Genomic DNA, 17014 nt, shown 5'->3' with positions numbered 1-17014 from the left:
GTATTACTATGAAATACTTGTTCTATCTGAGTCATGTTGAGTTATATTTCAAGGATTAATTATATGTATTGTATTAATTTTGATTGGTAAGTATTGTTTTCGTGGAGTTGAAGACGGCTAGATATACGATGGCGCCGCCGATGAATAATGTGACTTGCATAGGAGTGCTGAATTGATCAGCTCGCCACAATGCAAAAGCATAGAAGAACATGGTAATCAACATGATGAGAAATGCGATGATAACGCGTACATTTGTGTTTACTGCTAAGGATGTAGTAATACGCGATTTATTCGTCATTACGTAAATTAAAGATACTACGATGTCTGCCGTAAAGATGGAGAAGATAAAGTTATAATCAAACTCGCCAAAAAGGACTACCGCCAAGCCGATAAAGCTGAGCCCAAAGAATAGACGTAATAGAATACCTATAGTATTAGATTCGTTGCGCTGTGCGCGGCGTTCCTTACGATTTAAAGTTGCCATGAAAGCCTCCCCCATAGTAGAAATGTTTGTTACTATTAGTATAAAGCTCGTGTATAGATTGAGCAATTATTCGCAGTACATTTAGTCTGTATGTTTATTATATATCACAATGTATAGCTATGATATATTATAAATTAATTTATTACTATATAACTATATGAGAAATCAAAGTGAGAGATTATGATTCAAGTTATTCTTACCTATATTGTTAATGTTATTATTGTATTTGTATTTTTTCCTATTTTAGAATCTGTAGTTCAATATGTGTATCCGTTTTCATGGGACTGGCTTATAAAACCGCTACATTTAGTGGATAAGCTCGATGTATATATTATTATATCCTTTGCGTTGCCTATTATTGTGGCCATCGGATTATTTTTGCCACCTTTTAGTTGGATTGTCCATGTATTGCAAGGTGAAAGAAAACCAAATGCAGAAGAATCTGAATATATTGAACCGCTGTTTGAGGAATTATGTGCATTTAGCGGTGTAGCACGTAACTCACTGATATTGCGCATGCGTACAGATGAGGAAATTAATGCCTTTGCATCTGGATTAAATCACATTACGATTTATACAGGAGCCTTGTATTCGTTAGATAAACGGCATTTATTAGGTGTTCTTGCCCATGAATTAGGCCATTTACGGCATCGTGATACTATCTATTTAACCATTACCTATGCTATGGATCGACTAGGGCAATTAATTTTAAATCTTGTAATATATCTAAATTTTGCTTTAAATATACTGGCTATTATACCAATTGTTAATATCGTAGTACGTATTATTCAATTAATTCTTATCGTTATGATTGCAATCGTGAAATATGTACTTCTATTACCGAAGTGGATTACCTATTATTTTGATAGCCGTCGTCGAGAGTATGCTGCTGATGCCTATGCCGTTTCGATTGGTTTGGGGCGGGAGCTGCGTGATGGTCTAGTTTCATTAGGACTTGCTACTGAACAAATTGGTATTCTAGAGAATGGTGAATTATATGATTGTGAAAGTACAGGATTTTTCAGTCGCTTGTTTATTACTCATCCAAAAATGATTAAGCGAATACAACGTATCAATGAAGGGATAGAGGTATATAATCTCAAGCAAAGTCTTAAAGAAAATCGTTAAAGTGATAATTAATTTAATAAATACGAACAATAAGTAAAATTAATATAATTATCATTCGGAAAATTTAGTTCCGTTCGTTGAATGGAGCTTTCACATATGGTACAATAATCCTATAAATCTAGCTTTTATCATGCAAAGGAGACATCATGATACCACGTTATACACGAGAAGAAATGGGCCATATTTGGAGCGAACGCAACGAATTCGACACAATGTTATTGGTGGAGACCCTCGCCTCTGAGGCACAAGCTGAGTTGGGCGTCATTCCTAAAGAAGCGGCGAAAACAATTCGGGAAAAGGGCAATTTCGACGTTGAGCGCATTCATGAGATCGAAAAGGAAACGAATCATGATATCATTTCCTTCGTAACAGCAGTGGGCGAATACGTAGGTCCTGAAGCGGCTAAATACATCCATCTTGGTCTTACCTCTACAGATGTGAAAGATACGGCGCTTGGGTATATGATGAAACAAGCCTGTGATATCTTAATTGATGATTTAAAGCGTTTGCACGAAGTATTGCGTCGTCGTGCAGCTGAGTTCAAATACACACCTATGATTGGCCGTACCCACGGTATCCACGGCGAACCAACTACATTCGGCTTGAAATTGGCGTTGTGGATGGCAGAGGTAGAACGTGATATTGAACGCATGGAACATGCGCGTAAAAGCGTTGCCGTTGGTAAATTGTCTGGCGCTGTTGGTACATACTCCAATATCGATCCATTCGTAGAACAATATGTGTGTGAAAAATTAGGTCTTGAACCTGTTAAAATTGCTACACAAGTGGTGCAACGTGACCGTCACGCTGAATTGTTGTCCACTATTGCTGTTGTAGGCGGCACATTGGATAAAATCGCTTTAGAAATCCGTCACTTACAACGTACAGAGGTGCGCGAAGCAGAAGAATATTTTAGCCCTAAACAAAAGGGTTCCTCTGCGATGCCTCATAAACGCAACCCTATCACATGTGAAAGAATTTGCGGTATGGCTCGCTTACTTCGTGGCTATGCACAATCTGCTTACGAAGATCAAGCATTGTGGCATGAACGCGATATTTCTCATAGCTCTGTAGAACGAGTTATCTTGCCGGATGCGACAATCTCGTTAAATTATATGTTGCACCTAACAATCCGAACCATTGATAAATTGTTGGTATACCCTGAAACTATGCTTAAAAATCTTAACCTTACAGGGGGCCTCGTATTTAGCCAAACAATTTTGACACACCTTGTAGACAAAGGTGCGGTACGTGACGAAGCATATCGTTGGGTTCAAAAACATGCTATGGAACGCTGGCTTGAAGGCAAAGATTTCGCAACAGGTTTAAAAGCTGATGAAAACATTAAGAAGTACATGACTGATGAGGAAATCGATGCATGCTTTGATCCGTATAAATTGCTAAGACATGTAGATACAATCATGGCTCGCTTTGGCCTATAATTGTAGGGTACTTCCCACATAACATATGAAAGACTAGGGTAGGTATAGACCAGTAAGCCTATGGTACATGCATTAGGTGTTGGCTATATCTACCTTTTTGGTTTTGAAAGCAATATGCCATTTTAGATAGAAGTATATTATTTTAACAGATAATTATAAATTAGTTTTCTAGCAGGCTTTTATATACTCGTCTTACATTAGGAAACCATCTATTTGTTTTAGGAGGTTATATGAAACGTATTATACGGAAGTACGGACCGCCTATTTTTCACTGTATTAATGACTTTGGTCAAGGTTCGCTGGCGGCCCTCATACCGTTTTTTATCGCTAACTTTGGCCTTAATTATTATCAATCGGCTTCCATCATTTTCTGTAATACCGTGGTGGCTTCCGTGGCACAGCCCGTATTGGGCTATGTGGCAGATCGGTGGCGCGTACCCTGGTTTATTCCCGTTGGGTTTACGGTGACTCTTGTGTCGATTAGCGCTATGGCATTGGCTACGAGTTACGAAATGATTCTTGCTTTGTCGCTCTTGGCCGGGGTAGGTGCTGCGTTATTCCATCCTGAGGCAGCTCTACTGGTAAATCGTACGCAATCTCATGAAATCGGTAACGCCATGGGGCGCTTTGCAGTCGGTGGTAGCGCTGGCTTTGCACTTGGACCTCTCCTCGCTGGGGGTGTATATGTCTTTGGGGGACAATTCCTTTGGGTATTTACGATTATCGCGCTACTCGGCGTATTGCTATATCTCTATGCCTTTATGGGCGAGGGTGAAGCTGATACCGATGATACTGATATTGCTGATTCTGCTGATACTGGTAACCGTGAAAGCCGTGCTAAGGTTCTTAGTGCGGGTACAAATGATTGGGTGAGCTTCGGTAAGTTATTTTTTGTGATTGCTTCTCGATCTATACTCTTCTCTGTATTGGCTATCTTTATTCCTATTTTGTATATTACCGTTATTAAAGGTGAAGCCAGTGCATCTAGTTTGGCCCTTACTGCGTACTTTGCGATGGGTGCCGTTCTTACCTATATGGGCGGGGCCTTATCTGACCGTCTGGGATTTCTTAAAACTGTGCGCTTAGGTAATCTGATTTTCTTGCCTTCTGTTTTAGTATTTATCTTTGTGCCTAACATCTGTGGCTTTTTCGGTGCCATGATTCCAATGGCCTTTGGTGTATTCTCACAATACGGACCAATTACGGTACTAGGTCAAAAATACCTTGCAAAAAATGCAGGCTTTGCATCAGGTATTACGCTAGGTCTTGGTATTACCTTAGGTGGCCTTGTGGCACCTTATGTAGGACATCTAGCAGATATCTATGACGTACAAACGGCATTGATGACCTTGATACCGGTAGGTGTTATAGGCTTATTGATGAGTTTTTGGTTAAAAGAACCAAAATAGCCCATGCGTTTGGGAAGAAACTAAAGATTGAATTTGTATAAATACTTTCACAGAATCCGAACATTGTTGTATAATGATATTGAATTATTTAGACTTTCATATGGAGGATATAGATATGGCAACTAGTATGGTTATCGGCACTCAATGGGGTGACGAGGGGAAAGGTAAAATTGTTGACTGGATCGCAGAACGTGCGGATGTTGTGGTGCGCAGTCAAGGTGGTAATAACGCGGGTCATACTGTTGTAGTTGATGATAAAGCGTTTGCACTTCGCCTTTTACCAAGTGGTATCTTATACGATAACAAACAAAATATCGTGGGTACTGGTGTTGTTATCGACCCTAAAGTTCTGCTACAAGAAATTGAAGGCCTTGAAAAGCAAGGCAGATCTGCTAAATCCCTTCAAGTTTCCGACCGTGCACATGTTATTATGCCATACCATATCGCTCTAGATACTGCGGAAGAAGCATCTAAAGGGGATGCTAAAATCGGTACTACTAAAAATGGTATTGGTCCTTGCTACGCTGATAAAATCAATCGTATCGGCATCCGTATCTGCGATTTGTATGATATGGAAACATTCAAACAAAAATTAGCGTACAATGTAGAGTTCAAAAATAAAATGCTTACTAAGGTATACGATGCTGAACCTGTTAGCTACGATGAAATCTTAGCGGATTACATCAAATACGCTGAAGCCTTGAAACCTTATGTAACAGATACTAATGCGGCTGTCCTTAAAGCTGTAAAAGAGGATAAAAAGGTATTATTCGAAGGTGCTCAAGCTACTATGCTCGACCTTGATCATGGTACCTATCCATTCGTAACATCCTCTCATCCAATTGCAGGTGGTGCTTCCACAGGCGCTGGTGTGGGTCCTAACTACTTAAAAAATATTTTTGGTGTTGTAAAAGCATATGCTACACGTGTTGGTGCAGGTCCATTCCCTACAGAGCTTCTTAACGAAACTGGCGATAATCTCCGTGAACTTGGTCATGAGTTCGGCACTGTAACGGGTCGTCCTCGTCGTTGTGGTTGGTTAGACCTCATGGTTGTAAAATACGCAGCAGGTCTTAACAGCCTTGATTACTTAGCTATTACACGTTTGGATATTCTTGATACCTTTAAAGAATTGAAGATCTGCGTAGGTTATAAATTGAATGGTAAAGACGTAGAAGGGTTCCCAGCTAATTTAAAAGATCTTGAAGCTTGTGAAGCAGTTTACGAAACATTGCCAGGTTGGGAAACTGATATTTCTGGTATCCGTGAATATGATAAATTGCCTGAAAATGCTCGTAAATATGTAGAACGTATTGCAGAAGTAACAGGCGTGCCTTTAGGCATTGTATCTGTTGGTCCTAACCGCAGCCAAACTATCGATTTAGTAAATGTATTCTAAGCTATACTAATTTGATATAATAGAAAATTTGCATTTGGTAGCATTGATAGAGTGTTATATATTTTAACATTTTTCGCTATGCAATCGATTTATAGAATTATACAGATTAGACCCCTCACAGAGGGGTCTTTTGTATTGAATGGATGCAGAATACAAACGTGGATCCTCTATATCTAATCCTTTAGGTTGCTACAGTAGTGCGGTATATCGAAGTATGCTTTATAGTTATTAGAGTGTGAGTATATCGAGAAATATATAACAAATAATAGAGTATAATTATTATATATGCAGAAAAATGTATATTCAAATAAATCTATCAAATAAAAATTTGTTTAAAATATTCATTTTATACAAATAGCTACGTGCTTAAATTAGTTTACAATGAGGCAAAATTTACTTATCTATAATTTTTTTGTATTCATAATAAATTATTAAGATACAAATATAAAGAAAAAAATAGATTTACATTAAGAAATAGTATATAATAGTACCAAGAAGTAGATTGATATTTTTTGATAAGGATCTGAGGAGTTAAAGATATGGTTGAAGTTTCTTACGAACGTTTAGCGACGATTTTTAAGGCATTAAGCGATGAAACAAGATTACACATCATCGATATGTTGTCTTGCAATGAATTATGTGCAGCCGATATTTTAGCGAGCTTCAATTTGTCTCAATCTACGTTGAGTTACCACATGAAAATCTTAATTGATGCAGGTGTAGTTAACTCTCAACGTAATGGTTTATGGACGCGTTACTCCATTAATGAAGCTACATTTGCGGATATTTTAGATATTCTCCCTCAATTATACAAAACTAAAGATGAGTGCATTTGCGCGCAAATTAAATACTGCCGCATTTCTGAGCACGAAAAAGAAGCGTAACAATGAGACGTTGGATTATGCATGTTGATATGGATGCATTCTTCGCGTCCATAGAACAACTGGATCATCCAGAGTATAAAGGCCACCCCGTAATCGTGGGTGGTCTTTCTTCACGTGGTGTCGTAGCTACCTGTTCCTATGAGGCCCGAAAATTTGGTGTTCACTCTGCGATGCCAATCTCGAGGGCTAAGAAACTCTGTCCTGATGGGATCTATGTATATCCTCGAATGGATCGCTATAAAGAGGTGTCGAACCAAATTTTTTCCATTATGAACGAATTTACCCCTTACATTGAGCCTCTATCTATTGATGAAGCTTTTCTTGAAGTGAGTGGCATGTCTACCATGTATAGTGGCCCTAAAGCGCTAGGGCGAGCCATTAAAGATCGTGTATTCGAGAAAACAGGACTTATTATTTCTGCAGGCTTAGCACCCAATAAATTTCTTGCTAAATTGGCCTCTGATTTAGATAAACCTGATGGTCTTGTAGTCATCCCATACGGTCGTGAAAAAGAGGTGCTGGCGCCTTTGCCGATTAAACGTATTTGGGGTGTTGGTCCTCGGACAGAGAAAATTTTGAAAGCCGGTGGCTTTCACCTGATGCGTCATATTCAGTCTTTGCCTGATGAAAGTAGTTTAATTCCTCTCGTGGGGAATCAGGCAAAACGCATATGGGAACTGGCGAATGGTATCGACGATAGACCTGTTGAAACAGATCGCAAGATACAATCGATTGGAGCGGAGGAAACCTACGAAGAAGACCTCACAGAGGGTCGTGCTATTGAATTAGAATTTAGGTATTTTGCAAACCGTCTATCGAAACGGCTTCGGAGGCGTAACCTTCATGGACATACTGTATCTATCAAGGTTCGGTATGATGATTTTACCACCGTATCACGGCAGAAGCGGCTAGATATACCATCAGACCAGGAATATGTATTTTTTGAAACAGCATTGATTCTGTGGAATAAATTGATGCAGGATAAGACGAGTAAGCGGCCTAAAGAGTCTAAGAAAGATACGGAACCGTTAGGGGCCACTACAAAGGTAAATTCTACGAATTTTAAATGTAGTAGTTCTAAAGGGATTACCTGTATGGATCCGCCTGGCCCTATACGACTATTAGGTCTCACTGTGAGTGGTCTCGATGAGGAGGTTCCTATGCAGGATAGTCTCTTTGATTCCCCACAGGATGAAACAGAGGATAAGCTTGCTAGCGTGTTAGATTCGTTAGAGTCTAAATTTGGTGAGACTGCTGTTATGAGTGGTGCATTATGGCAGCGCTTTCACGGAGACAATGGAATACGTAGGAAACGGTCAGAGTTGAAAGCGGCCGTGGATGCAGAGGCATCTATTGAAGAACCTAAAAAGATCGTCAAAAAGGACTTATAAAGTTTATATTGAATACTTTCACTAATATAATTGTTCATGTTACAATATGGGTGTAGTGTTAATAAATTACCGCAAGAGAGGTATAGATATGAGTTTATTTCGTGTGGCCATCCATTATGGCATAAACAGCAATGGTTTCTTGTCCTATGACACAGAAACAAAAACAGTGTCCGTAGATTTACCTGAACAAGAGTGGGTTGATAAGGTAATCGCTTACTTGAATAATGAACATGCTATCGAACATGCTACAGGTCTTGATACGTATGAACGGTTGAACGTAAAACCATTGGAATCTTTGGATAACTTTAAATTAGCTTTGACACGTATGTGGGAAGCTATCGACGTACAAGTCGACTGGAGTCGTCCAGCATAAATTGAATGAAAACACCTTGTGATCTACGACTTAGTAGAAACAAGGTGTTTTTTTGCTTATTTTGGTAGAAAGATTTAGCTAGCATTTAAATATATAATGCCATAATTCTCATTTGGGCTTTTGTAAATGATATCGTGTATACAAGATTTATAAAGGTTTAGGGTTGTTATGTTAAAAAATTTGTGTTATTCTAATTATAGATTAATGGATAATAATTATCCGTTAATAATATTTATCTTAATTGAGATGTATAATCTAAAAAATTATGTAAAGTAAATTACTTTCATTTGGATCTCTAAGTAGGAGTTTGTAACATGAATAATGAAAAGAAACTAACAACAGCCTTTGGTGCTCCCGTACCAGATAATCGCAATTCTGCTACAGCAGGTAAACGTGGTCCTGTATTGATGCAAGATGTTTGGCTCATGGAGAAATTAGCTCATTTTGAGCGCGAAGTGATTCCTGAACGCCGTATGCATGCTAAAGGATCCGGTGCATTTGGTACTTTCACAGTAACCAATGACATTACAAAATATACGAAAGCAAAAATTTTCTCTGAAGTGGGCAAGCAAACGCCATTATTCGTGCGTTTCTCTACAGTTGCCGGTGAACGCGGTGCAGCCGATGCAGAGCGCGATATTCGTGGCTTTGCCGTAAAGTTCTATACGGAAGAAGGGAACTGGGACCTCGTAGGTAACAATACACCTGTATTCTTTATCCGCGATCCATTGCAATTCCCTGACTTGAACCGTGCTGTAAAACGTAATCCGAAAACAAATCTTCGCGATGCGACAGCAAACTGGGATTTCTGGACTAGTTTACCAGAAGCAATCCACCAAGTAACAATCGTTATGAGTGATCGTGGTATTCCTAAATCCTATCGCACAATGCATGGTTTCGGTAGTCATACATACAGCCTTATTAACGAAAACGATGAGCGCGTATGGGTTAAATTCCATTGGGTTTGCCAACAACCGATTGAAAATCTTTCCGATGCTGAGGCGGCTAATGTGGTAGCTAGTGACCGTGAAAGTCACCAACGTGACCTCTTTGAGGCTATTGAAAGAGGTGATTTCCCGAAATGGAAATTATGCATCCAAGTGATGACGGAAGAACAAGCTAACAATATGCCATACAATCCATTCGATTTAACAAAAGTATGGTATCATGACGAATTCCCATTGATTGAAGTCGGTGTGATGGAACTTAATCGGAATCCAGAAAACTATTTCCAAGATGTAGAACAGGCTGCATTTGCACCAACAACTATCATTCCAGGCGTATCTTTCTCTCCTGATAGAATGCTTCAAGGTCGTTTGTTCTCCTATGCCGATGCGCAACGCTATCGTCTAGGGGCAAATTATTATCAAATCCCTGTTAATGCCGCTAAATGCCCTGTAAATATCTATCATCGCGATGGTCAAGGTCGTATAGATGGAAACCATGGGTCAACAATTGGGTACGCACCAAATAGCTTTGGTGAATGGGCTGAACAACCGGAATTCAAAAATCCTCCTCTCGACGTATCTGGCCCAGCCTACCAATATGACTTCTATGAAGACGACTCTGACTTCTTTACACAACCAGGTAAATTGTTCCGCCTCATGAGCCCTGAACAACAACAAGTTTTATTTGATAACACCGCAGCGGCTATGAATGGCGTACCTGATTTTATCAAAGAACGTCATGCAAAACATTGCTATCAATGTGATCCCGCTTATGGTGAAGGCGTTGCTAAAGCCTTGGGCATGAACATCGATTTTAGCGATGTAAAATAAGATTAATGATACTATTTAAACAACATTAAAATAGTTTATCTAAACAATACTAACGATTGAAAAGAACTTTCTTAACTAATAACACTTTCACATTTATACAAAATACTAATCTATAAAAATCTAAATTCACACAAAATTTTTATACACTGATACCAATTATCTTATAAACAAAAACAAATAAAATCCTTTAAAGGGCCTTTGCTAAGCACATCTAAATTAAGAGTCATCAATGATGTGTAGCAAGGGTCCTTTTGTTGTGTTAAAAATATACAAATTTTAAAAGGATTTTAGTATAACTATGTAGAAATATATGATGTGTTGAATTTGCACGAAATGTTACATGTGAATAGGAGGCAGTTATGAAATCTAGTAGTTTGGCATGGTATGTGGTGGTAGCTTGCATGGGAGGAAGCCTTTGTGTTGGATCTGTAGTACAGGCGAATTCTCTAGCGATGGTGAAAGCAAATAACTCTGTTCCCGCAGCTATTGTAATGCAAGCCCAAGCAGCTCAGCCTGTTACTGTTACAGCAGATAAGAATGATAAAGTTAGTGCTACAGCAAATCATACAGTAACTAATAATGCAGTAGCTAATAATGTAGTAACTAATGATGTAGCAGCACAGGAAGCCCTCAAACAAAAACAACAGTACCAAGCCGACACAGAAACGATGGGCTTGCTATGGATGCGCACCTCTGCGGAGTACAGAGCATTGGTGTATCAAGGGTACAATGTGGCAATAAATGCCGTTAAGATGGCCGTTACTGATCCATCTCATCAAAGAAAACCTTTAGCTATCGTTCTTGATGCGGATGAAACAGTAGTGGACAATACCAAGTTGATGGGTGAAAGTATAGCAAACGGCAATGGCCGTTTTGATGCTCCCTGGTGGCGTCAAGCCGTGCATCAAGGAAAATCACAAGCCATGCCTGGAGCCGTTGAATTCCTAAATGAAGTTCATAAACAAGGGGTAGAAATCTTCTATGTTTCCAACCGCTACGCACCTGTAAACCTTGACGTAACGATACAGAATTTTAAAGAACTAGGATTCCCATCTGTCGATAAAGACCATGTACTACTATTCGAAAAAGACTCTGATAAACAACCTCGCTTTGATATGATTGCTAAAAAATATTATGTGGTTGTATACATGGGTGATAACGCTGGTGATTTCCCTATTGGCACAAAAGGTAAGACCTTAGCTGAAAGAAATGCCATCATCGATGCTCATAAAGAGGACTTTGGTACTACCTTTGTCGTATTCCCAAACCCTGCCTATGGATCCTGGGTAAGTTCTTTAGCGAAAGGCTATCAAAACCTAAGCCCAGAAGAACAAAAACAAGTGAATAACCAATACCTACAACAATAAGGACGCCTTGCGTATACTTTATTAAAAACGATATAATAAAGTATACATGCGTCTATAGCTCAACCGGAGAGAGCGTCAGTTTCCTAAACTGTAGGTTGGGGGTTCGATTCCCTCTAGGCGCACCAGAAGGATAGAGCTGCAGTTTCGCCTTAATACTCGTGAGAATCTATTAAGGTAGGGCCTTATGCCGAAATCAAAGGACACAATTTATTGTGTCCTTTTCCTATTTTAATCATATTAAAACTATCTTTCTATCAAGATAATAGTTGAGTAATTATGGTTATTTAGTAAAAATTAAAACTGATTGATGAATAAAAATTAGAAAAGCTTGACATATAAGTAATGCTGATATATTATGTAATTAGATTTTACCATAGCGAAAGGTTACAGAATCTACTAAAATAAGACTTTATGTCGAAATCACTACTTTTAAGTAGTTATTAACAATAGTATATGTAAATTGAGTTAGTAGTACATATTACTAATGTTTTTTGTGTGAAATTTTGAGCACGGGTCTTATGATCTGTGCTCTTTTTGTTTATTGATTTATTATAGCGAAAGGCTACAAAAGTGCTTAACTTCGTTGTTGAGGTTTTAGTACTCTGTAATTTTTCGCTATGATAAAACGCTACAGTTGATATGAATGCTATGAACGCAGTTTTAGTACTCTGTAATTTTTCGCTATGATAAAACCGTTTTGCAAAAATAAAAAGACCAGTAAACGTTTTAGTACTCTGTAATTTTTCGCTATGATAAAACACCACAGCAGGCAAACCCATGGCAAACATCGTTTTAGTACTCTGTAATTTTTCGCTATGATAAAACAACTCAAAAATCTTGAATGTTGTTCTTGGTGTTTTAGTACTCTGTAATTTTTCGCTATGATAAAACCAAGGCTATACTCCTAATTTTACGTTTACCGTTTTAGTACTCTGTAATTTTTCGCTATGATAAAACGTATCTGTTGATGTGAATGTAGTCAATGTAGTTTTAGTACTCTGTAATTTTTCGCTATGATAAAACGGTAACATGCTATAGCCGACTTCCTTAGTCGTTTTAGTACTCTGTAATTTTTCGCTATGATAAAACGAAAATATCCAATTCAAGGGGAATACATATGTTTTAGTACTCTGTAATTTTTCGCTATGATAAAACTAAATCGTGGAAGAAAAAAGTTACCGGTAGTTTTAGTACTCTGTAATTTTTCGCTATGATAAAACTATGCCAACGGTTTATTATTTTGATGAATGGTTTTAGTACTCTGTAATTTTTCGCTATGATAAAACTGTCACCCCATTAAGAGATTCAGTGAGTGCGTTTTAGTACTCTGTAATTTTTCGCTATGATAAAACAGAAGAAATCATTGGTATTCTACCTGTTGTGTTTTAGTACTCTGTAATTTTTCGCTATGATAAAACCATATGATGAGTTTAGATATTTTTGCATGAGTTTTAGTACTCTGTAATTTTTCGCTATGATAAAACTAGGAAGCAGTGTTAGGGTCTGGCTGAGTCGTTTTAGTACTCTGTAATTTTTGCTATGATAAAACCTTGCCAACTTTCCAACCATTACTTTCGTAGTTTTAGTACTCTGTAATTTTTCGCTATGATAAAACGAAATGGCATTCATTGATAATGATGAAGACGTTTTAGTACTCTGTAATTTTTCGCTATGATAAAACTACCGAATATCGCTTTATCGCCACCTGGTAGTTTTAGTACTCTGTAATTTTTCGCTATGATAAAACACCCAATCTCGCCATCCATTGATACTGAATGTTTTAGTACTCTGTAATTTTTCGCTATGATAAAACAAACAACTCATCAATAGGGCGTTCATGCAAGTTTTAGTACTCTGTAATTTTTCGCTATGATAAAACTATTGACCACTATTAATCCCGCATCACCTAGTTTTAGTACTCTGTAATTTTTCGCTATGATAAAATTTAGCACAGAGCTAGGTAGGTGGTTTTTTGTTTTAGTACTCTGTAATTTTTCGCTAAAAAATACCATTAAGAACGTCCATGTACACAGAGGTTTAGTACTTTGTGATCGTTGCTTATGATAAATTTAGAATAATAGAAGAGAATAATTTTCTAATTATTATAATTTTATGTATTAAATAGGATTAATAATTTTTAGGGGAGGGTATATATGGGATATATACTAGGATTAGATATCGGGGTTGCTTCTGTTGGTTATGCAATAATTGATGAAAATTATAATGTCCTAATTAGTGGGGTAAGACTATTTCGTGAGGGTACGGCAGAAGAGAATGTAGCACGCAGAGGGTTCAGAAGTAGTCGTAGAAGTATGAGGCGGAGCCGTCATAGATTGGATCGACTAAAAGAACTCTTGTCGAGTGCATTAGGTGTGAGTGGAGATCAATTTTATACAAATCTCTATGAAATTAGAGTTAGAGGACTTAGTAATAAGCTTTCGCCTGATGAATTGATTGCTGCAATCATTCAATTGGCTAAACATAGAGGTATATTTTATTTAAGTCCAGAGGATCTTGCGACTGAGGACGGAAGTAACCAGAGTTCAGCAGATATTATTCGAACTAATGAGAATAAGCTTAAAGATGGAATATATCCTTGCCATGTTCAATTAGAAAAGTTGAATACTACGGGAAAAGTACGAGGCATTGAAAATAAATTTACTCATGGATCATATCGTAGTGAATTAATTAAACTTCTTGAAGTTCAATCATCATTTTATCCAAAATTAAAAGGGATAATGGATGAGGTTTTATGTATATATGATTCTAAACGTGAATATTATGAGGGACCTGGTAGTTATAAAAGCCCCACACCTTATGGGAGTTACCAATTAGATGAAAGTGGCAATGTCATTAAGATTAATTTGATTGATAAAATGCGTGGTACGTGTACGTATTTTCCTGATGAATTAAGAGCACCTAAATGGAGCTATAGTGCATGTTTATTTAATTTGTTAAATGATCTAAATAATTTAACGATTCAAGGTGTGAAGATAACTGAAGTTCAGAAACAAGAGCTGATTAGTGAATATGTAAATAAAGGTAAATCGGTAACGATTCCTGCTATTGCAAAAGTATGCAGTGCTAAAAAGGAAGATATTTTTGGTTTTAGAATAGATAAGTCGGAAAAACCAATTTTTACAAAATTTGAAGGATACAATGAGTTATTAAAAATCGCAAAGTCTGTAAACGAAGAAGATGCAATTGAAGGTAAAAAACTGTTAGTAGATGATATATCTGAGATTCTAACTAAAGAAAAAAGTATAGATGTGCGTGAAAGAAAATTAGTAGATGATTTAAATTTATCTACTAGTTTAGCCAAAGAAATTGCAAAATCGGGGGGATTTACTACATATCATTCTTTATCATTTAAGGCTATTAATTTAATTCTAGATGATTTATTGAAAACTAGTAAGAATCAAATGGAATTATTTACGGAGGCAGGCATAAAACCATATAATCATAAATTTTCTCAAAATTATCAGTTAAGTGCTAATTTATCTGATTGGATTGTATCACCTGTTGTTAAACGCTCTATTAATGAAACCATTAAGGTATTTAATGCATTGCGTAAATATCTTAAAACCCAAAATGGTGATGATACTGAATTTAGTGATGTAGTAGTTGAATTAGCACGAGAAAAGAATAGTCAAGAGAAGAAAGATCTGATTAAGAAAATTCAGAAGGCCAATGAAGAAAAACGTTATAAAATTATGGAACTTGTTAAAAACAGGAAACTTACAAGTGCAGAGTTTGAACGTATTAATTTATTGTTAGAGCAGGATTTTAAATGTGCATATTCTTTAGCGCCTATAGAGTTATCTGATGTGTTTAAAGCTGGCCTTTTAGAAGTTGATCATATTATTCCATTATCTATATCTCTAAGTGATGCTCAGTCTAATAAAGTGCTTGTCTATCAAGGAGAAAATCAAGCGAAAGGACAACGGTCACCATTCCAATATTTCAGTAGTGGCAAAGCAAAAATAACCTTTGAAAGATTCAAAGAATATGTTACTAAAAGCTTGAATTTTAGTAATGCTAAAAAGAGAAATTTACTATATCTTGGAAATCCAGTTGAAGATATGAAAGGATTTATTGATCGCAATTTGGTCGATACACGTTATGCATCTCGTGAAACCTACAATTTATTAAAATCCTTTTTTGATTACCATAATATAAATACCAAGGTTAAAGTTATAAACGGTTCTGCAACAAGTTATTTTAGAAAAAAAGCGTATCTATCAAAAAATAGAGAAGAGACGTATGCCCATCATGCGCAAGATGCTATGATTATTGCTGGTTTTGCTAATACGAAACTGATGAAATTTTTCTCGAAAATAGGTGCCTTTTCTGAAAGTTTGAACAATAAGGATTCTATTGTAGAGGTAGATGGCAATATTATAAATTCTGAAACGGGCGAGGTATTAGAACAAGAATTATTTGATAAATCAGAGAATGTATCTAACTATATTCAGTTCTTAAAACGTATTGAAAGTATAGAACCGTTATATTCTCATAAGGTGGATCGTAAACCTAATAGAGCTTTATATGATCAACAGATAAAAGCGACTCGAAGCTTTGTTGAAGATAATAAAGAAGTAACCTATATTATCACTAAATATAACGATATTTATAATACTGGAACTGGTAATTCTGGCAGTAAACTAAAAAAAATGATTTTAGAGTCTCCTGATAAGTTGTTGATGTATCATCATGATTATAAAACTTTTGAGATTTTTCTCAAGATTGTAGAACAATATGTGGAAGAATCTAACCCATTTGCAGCCTATAAAGAAGATCATGGACCAATTCGTAAGTATTCAAAAAAAGGAAATGGACCAATTATTGAATCGGTTAAATTCCGAGAAAAGCAGTTAGGTTCTCATCGTGTTAATACAAAACAGCAGGGGAATAATAAATCAGTATTTTTGAAGATAAAGAGTTTGCGTACAGATATCTATCAAGAAGGAAAAAATTATTTAGTATTAAATGTACCATATGATATGGTTCAGTTTATAAATGGGAAGTATTTAATTAATCAAAGCCAGTATTATAAGGCTAAAAAAAATCAGAATATCTCGGAGGATGCTAAGTTTGTTACCTCTCTTTATAGAGGAGATTTCATATCTTATGAATATAAAGGTGAAGTTTTAAGTTGTATATTCAAATGTATGAATAGTGAGAAAGAACATAAAGTAGAAATTTCTTTTATAGATAGACCTACAAATAAACAAGAGCGATTATCAATAAAAACCTCTATTAAGAACTTAACTAGATATAATATAGATGTATTAGGTAATAAATATAAAGTTACAGATGAAAAATTAGAATTTGATGTTACGATTTAATGTTGCAGGGA

The 17014-nt window shown here is 36.6% G+C and carries 11 protein-coding genes, 1 tRNA gene and 2 CRISPR repeat arrays; of the genes, 11 read left to right on the top strand and 1 reads right to left on the bottom strand.

The features are described from left to right. Positions 1–73 precede the first annotated feature (73 nt). The gene (locus FNLLGLLA_RS09355) at positions 74–484 is read right to left on the bottom strand and encodes a hypothetical protein (protein ID WP_004698294.1); all 411 of its coding nucleotides are present in this window, start codon (positions 482–484) and stop codon (positions 74–76) included. A 180-nt stretch (positions 485–664) separates the two neighbouring features. On the opposite strand from FNLLGLLA_RS09355, the gene FNLLGLLA_RS09350 reads away from it, so the two are divergent. The 11 genes from FNLLGLLA_RS09350 (at position 665) to cas9 (ending at position 17003) form a co-directional block, all read left to right on the top strand. Further along, on the top strand, positions 665–1612 hold the full coding sequence (locus tag FNLLGLLA_RS09350) for a zinc metalloprotease HtpX (RefSeq protein ID WP_004698199.1): 948 nt from the start codon (positions 665–667) through the stop codon (positions 1610–1612). A 146-nt stretch (positions 1613–1758) separates the two neighbouring features. Further along, entirely contained in the window at positions 1759–3054 is a 1296-nt protein-coding gene (purB, locus tag FNLLGLLA_RS09345) for an adenylosuccinate lyase (protein ID WP_008714679.1), read from the top strand. 230 nt (positions 3055–3284) lie between these two features. Continuing rightward, complete coding sequence (locus FNLLGLLA_RS09340; RefSeq protein ID WP_174892402.1) at positions 3285–4463, top strand: MFS transporter; 1179 nt, start codon at positions 3285–3287, stop codon at positions 4461–4463. A gap of 115 nt (positions 4464–4578) precedes the next feature. After that, a complete protein-coding gene (locus tag FNLLGLLA_RS09335) occupies positions 4579–5862 on the top strand; it encodes an adenylosuccinate synthase (RefSeq protein WP_004694568.1) in 1284 nt (427 codons plus the stop codon). Between the two features lie 539 nt (positions 5863–6401). After that, on the top strand, positions 6402–6746 hold the full coding sequence (locus FNLLGLLA_RS09330; protein ID WP_004694570.1) for an ArsR/SmtB family transcription factor: 345 nt from the start codon (positions 6402–6404) through the stop codon (positions 6744–6746). 2 nt (positions 6747–6748) lie between these two features. Continuing rightward, positions 6749–8137 (top strand): DNA polymerase IV, encoded by a 1389-nt coding sequence (gene dinB, locus FNLLGLLA_RS09325; RefSeq protein ID WP_174892401.1) that lies wholly within the window; start codon positions 6749–6751, stop codon positions 8135–8137. Between the two features lie 88 nt (positions 8138–8225). Next, positions 8226–8510, top strand: a complete 285-nt coding sequence (locus tag FNLLGLLA_RS09320) for a hypothetical protein (protein WP_174892400.1) — start codon at positions 8226–8228, stop codon at positions 8508–8510. A 314-nt stretch (positions 8511–8824) separates the two neighbouring features. Beyond that, entirely contained in the window at positions 8825–10288 is a 1464-nt protein-coding gene (locus FNLLGLLA_RS09315; RefSeq protein WP_174892399.1) for a catalase, read from the top strand. Between the two features lie 359 nt (positions 10289–10647). Continuing rightward, positions 10648–11655: a 5'-nucleotidase, lipoprotein e(P4) family gene (locus FNLLGLLA_RS09310; RefSeq protein ID WP_174892398.1), complete on the top strand. Its 1008-nt coding sequence runs from the start codon at positions 10648–10650 to the stop codon at positions 11653–11655. A gap of 48 nt (positions 11656–11703) precedes the next feature. Beyond that, positions 11704–11780: transfer RNA gene (locus tag FNLLGLLA_RS09305), tRNA-Arg, on the top strand. A 466-nt stretch (positions 11781–12246) separates the two neighbouring features. Continuing rightward, positions 12247–13139: a CRISPR direct-repeat array (repeat unit 36 nt; unit sequence GTTTTAGTACTCTGTAATTTTTCGCTATGATAAAAC). A gap of 94 nt (positions 13140–13233) precedes the next feature. Continuing rightward, a CRISPR array of direct repeats spans positions 13234–13665; the repeat unit is 36 nt; unit sequence GTTTTAGTACTCTGTAATTTTTCGCTATGATAAAAC. A gap of 143 nt (positions 13666–13808) precedes the next feature. Continuing rightward, the gene (gene cas9, locus FNLLGLLA_RS09300; RefSeq protein WP_101928866.1) at positions 13809–17003 is read left to right on the top strand and encodes a type II CRISPR RNA-guided endonuclease Cas9; all 3195 of its coding nucleotides are present in this window, start codon (positions 13809–13811) and stop codon (positions 17001–17003) included. The last annotated feature ends 11 nt before the right edge of the window (positions 17004–17014 follow it).

The sequence above is a fragment of the Veillonella parvula genome, from assembly GCF_902810435.1.
Classification (GTDB): Bacteria; Bacillota; Negativicutes; order Veillonellales; family Veillonellaceae; genus Veillonella.
This window is presented reverse-complemented; position numbering and strand designations above follow the sequence as displayed.

Bases quoted from the DNA above. Each gene is read 5' to 3' on its own strand.
- purB (WP_008714679.1), top strand. From the start codon at position 1,759: ATGATACCACGTTATACACGAGAAGAAATGGGCCATATTTGGAGCGAA.
- FNLLGLLA_RS09330 (WP_004694570.1), top strand. From the start codon at position 6,402: ATGGTTGAAGTTTCTTACGAACGTTTAGCGACGATTTTTAAGGCATTA.
- dinB (WP_174892401.1), top strand. From the start codon at position 6,749: ATGAGACGTTGGATTATGCATGTTGATATGGATGCATTCTTCGCGTCC.
- FNLLGLLA_RS09320 (WP_174892400.1), top strand. From the start codon at position 8,226: ATGAGTTTATTTCGTGTGGCCATCCATTATGGCATAAACAGCAATGGT.
- FNLLGLLA_RS09340 (WP_174892402.1), top strand. From the start codon at position 3,285: ATGAAACGTATTATACGGAAGTACGGACCGCCTATTTTTCACTGTATT.
- FNLLGLLA_RS09335 (WP_004694568.1), top strand. From the start codon at position 4,579: ATGGCAACTAGTATGGTTATCGGCACTCAATGGGGTGACGAGGGGAAA.
- FNLLGLLA_RS09310 (WP_174892398.1), top strand. From the start codon at position 10,648: ATGAAATCTAGTAGTTTGGCATGGTATGTGGTGGTAGCTTGCATGGGA.
- FNLLGLLA_RS09315 (WP_174892399.1), top strand. From the start codon at position 8,825: ATGAATAATGAAAAGAAACTAACAACAGCCTTTGGTGCTCCCGTACCA.
- FNLLGLLA_RS09350 (WP_004698199.1), top strand. From the start codon at position 665: ATGATTCAAGTTATTCTTACCTATATTGTTAATGTTATTATTGTATTT.
- FNLLGLLA_RS09355 (WP_004698294.1), bottom strand. From the start codon at position 484: ATGGCAACTTTAAATCGTAAGGAACGCCGCGCACAGCGCAACGAATCT.
- cas9 (WP_101928866.1), top strand. From the start codon at position 13,809: ATGGGATATATACTAGGATTAGATATCGGGGTTGCTTCTGTTGGTTAT.